This is a genomic window from Herpetosiphon sp., assembly GCF_003512625.1.
Classification (GTDB): domain Bacteria; phylum Chloroflexota; class Chloroflexia; order Chloroflexales; family Herpetosiphonaceae; genus Herpetosiphon; species Herpetosiphon aurantiacus.
This window is the reverse complement of record NZ_DOPT01000016.1, coordinates 5,614-8,263: the sequence shown is the minus strand read 5'-3', so window position 1 is coordinate 8,263 and position 2,650 is coordinate 5,614. Positions and strand designations below refer to the sequence as shown.

The 2,650-nt window shown below is 55.6% G+C and carries 4 protein-coding genes; 1 reads left to right on the top strand and 3 read right to left on the bottom strand.

Annotated elements, in window-relative coordinates; all coding sequences use genetic code 11:
* Nucleotides 1–72: 72 nt before the first annotated feature.
* From DEF47_RS03245 to DEF47_RS03235, 3 genes are all read right to left on the bottom strand, one after another.
* On the bottom strand, nucleotides 73–249 hold the full coding sequence (locus DEF47_RS03245) for a hypothetical protein (RefSeq protein WP_287044961.1): 177 nt from the start codon (nucleotides 247–249) through the stop codon (nucleotides 73–75).
* 122 nt (nucleotides 250–371) lie between these two features.
* A complete protein-coding gene (locus DEF47_RS03240; RefSeq protein ID WP_012189487.1) occupies nucleotides 372–1,118 on the bottom strand; it encodes a hypothetical protein in 747 nt (248 codons plus the stop codon).
* Nucleotides 1,108–1,677 carry an RNA polymerase sigma factor gene (locus DEF47_RS03235; protein WP_012189486.1) on the bottom strand — a complete coding sequence of 190 codons (570 nt, stop codon included), beginning with the start codon at nucleotides 1,675–1,677 and terminating at the stop codon, nucleotides 1,108–1,110. The genes DEF47_RS03240 and DEF47_RS03235 overlap by 11 nt, the downstream gene beginning before the upstream one ends.
* 275 nt (nucleotides 1,678–1,952) lie before the next feature.
* On the opposite strand from DEF47_RS03235, the gene DEF47_RS03230 reads away from it, so the two are divergent.
* Nucleotides 1,953–2,650: transposase (locus DEF47_RS03230; RefSeq protein WP_287044960.1), on the top strand; the 698-nt coding region annotated here is incomplete at its 3' end.

The window sequence follows — 2,650 nt, the reverse complement described above, 5'->3', positions numbered from 1 at the left end:
CTCGCCCGCCGCAGTGGGAGAGGGGTTGGGGGTGAGGGAACGCGATTAATTTTCTAAGGGCAAACAGGGTATTTAATACAATTCAGCCTGTGCTTCAGGATCGGCGTGGATTGCCTCGGCTACGGTCTCACGATCAAGTTGAATTCCACAATCGGGGCAGGCATCGTAGCTAAAACTCGCGCCACCAGCTTGTTCAACGTAATTCAGGTCGTACTCGGTGCCACATTCGCAGGTCGCTGACAAATTCATAAAGCCTCCTAAAATTGCATTGGGGCCGATCATTCCCCGTTTGATCATACTGCAATTGAGGCTGACCATGCAAATGCTGCTCAGCACAACCAAGCGGCGATGCAGAGCAGCAACCATGCGATTTATTGCATTCCCGCTGCGAGATCAATCAGTGCTTGCTTGCTAAGATGCACCGATGAAAGTGAATAGGAGATATCGCCAATTTGCCAACGCAAGGTTTTGTTCGCATATGACGAATCCCATTCCGAGACATTTCCCCTCACAATAAAGCCACCCTGCACATATTCACCACTCACATTACCAACTTGCACAATCTCAACATTGGCGGTCGCGCCAATCTGAAGGTAGAGAGGCCCACGTTTGGCAGTCAACGAAAGGTAACTATAGCCATATGCATCGCGATAATCAATCCTCGCAAACATGTTGTCTGGTTGCTCGCCCGTCACGGTAATCTTTGATTGTTGGACTATTTCCGGAAGTGGCGACGGCGTGAGAATATCAAACCCAACTAACGCCGAGGCTTCTTCAAGCGTTGCGATGGCGGGTGCTTCTGGCAGAATTGTCCCTTGTGGCGCTTCAACTGTATCCGATGGGGCACGATACAAGCCAAAAAATTCATCAAGGGCAGCCACAAAGCCGCTTGGCAGGGTAAACCAAAGCAACAGCATAAGCCCAGCCATCAGCATGCCACGCCAGTACCAGTTGACTCGCCGCTGCGGTGCGGTCGCTTGTAACCACGGAGCATTGGCCTGGCGGGCATGAAATTCTTGACTGGGATGCGCACCAAAGTCACGTAATAGTTTGGCGATTGCTTGGCTAGTTGGTTGATCATCAACGGGCAGGTGTTCGTTCGTTAGATTATGCGTCATTGAAAAGCTCCTCAGCTAAAGTTGCATACTGGGTTTGCAGAATTCGCAAGGCACGGTGGATGCTCACTGATACGGCGTTTTCGGAACAACCAAGGTGTTGGGCGATGGTCTGCACCCGCCAGCCCAAAAAGTAGCGCATGATCAGATGATCACGCTGGGTCAGCGAGACATGCGCCAATAATTCAAGCGCCAAATGCTGGCGTTCACGCTGAATGGCTTGTTGTTCGGGAGTCGGTGGCGAGCGATCAAGTTGCGCCCACAGTCGGCCCATCGCACTCGTAGCCCGCCGTTGTTGGTCGATCACAATCCGCCGCGCAATTGTAATAATCCAACCCAATGCGGCCTGATCGTCGCCACTAAATCGCTGGCGCTGCTTCCAAGCCCGCGCAAATGCTTCGGCGGTGAAGTCTTCAACATCGCTCTTGGGCTGGCCATGCAACATATACACATAGCGAAAAACCACAGCATGGGTTTGTTGATAGAATTGGGCAAAGCTGGCCGGGTCTACCAGCGGATGCGGCGCTGTAAACACATCACGAACCCGCGTAATCAGATCCATAGGCGCTCCTTCTACAATCAAGCAAGCGTTTATATACAAGGAAACGCAGCAGCCCTAAAAATCTTACGAGCGGACATGCCCTCACCCCCAACCCCTCTCCCACGGCGGCGGGCGAGGGGCTTTTGGTTTCGTGGTTCCCCCTCGCTCGCTCGGCGGGAGAGGGGGCTAGGGGGTGAGGGCTAGAATCCTCGTTGCCATGCGCATCAAGCTTAATAGGAAAGGACGCTCCATGGCATCATGCCATTGCAACACACCATGAATCCAAGGAGCATCCGATGGAGATCATACCGCAGATCAGTCACGCTATGCACACCCTGTTAACGACCACGACCGAGGCCATTGCCGCTGCTCAGCAGTATGTCAAACGCCCTGACCGCGCCAAATTCTCTCCCAGTACCCTCGTTCAAACCCTCGTCTATGGCTGGCTGGCTCAGCCAACCGCCACGGTGGAGCAATTGGCCCAAATGGCCTGCCGCATCGGCGTTGCTGTCTCTCCCCAAGCGATTGATCAACGCTTTACCATGGCCACCGCTGACCTGCTCCACCAGCTCGTCATCGCCAGCATCCACCCCGTCATCGCCGCCAATCCCGTGACCCTGCCCATCCTCCAACGCTTTGCCAGCGTGCGCGTTCATGACAGCACCTCCATTGGCTTGCCCGATGCCCTGACCGGCATCTGGCGCGGCTGTGGCAATGCGACAACGGGCGGCGGAGCCACCCTGAAATGTGGTGTCCAGCTTGATGTGCTCACGGGCGCGATCACCGCCCTCGATCTGGTCAACGGACGCGCAGCGGATCGAGCGCTCCCGCTTCAGCAGCGCGATCTGCCGCCGGGGAGTTTACTGCTCGCCGATCGCGGGTTTTACCACTTGGAGCGGTTGCGCCAGCACGATCAGCAGGGGGTTTTGTGGATCACCCGCCTGCCCAGCAACGCCGTCGTGGCCTATCCGGGACACGCCGCGCAGCCGTTGGC

What these genes read in the sequence shown, in the direction of transcription:
- DEF47_RS03235 (WP_012189486.1), bottom strand. Translation starts at nt 1,677, where the DNA reads ATGGATCTGATTACGCGGGTTCGTGATGTGTTTACAGCGCCGCATCCG.
- DEF47_RS03240 (WP_012189487.1), bottom strand. Translation starts at nt 1,118, where the DNA reads ATGACGCATAATCTAACGAACGAACACCTGCCCGTTGATGATCAACCA.
- DEF47_RS03245 (WP_287044961.1), bottom strand. Translation starts at nt 249, where the DNA reads ATGAATTTGTCAGCGACCTGCGAATGTGGCACCGAGTACGACCTGAAT.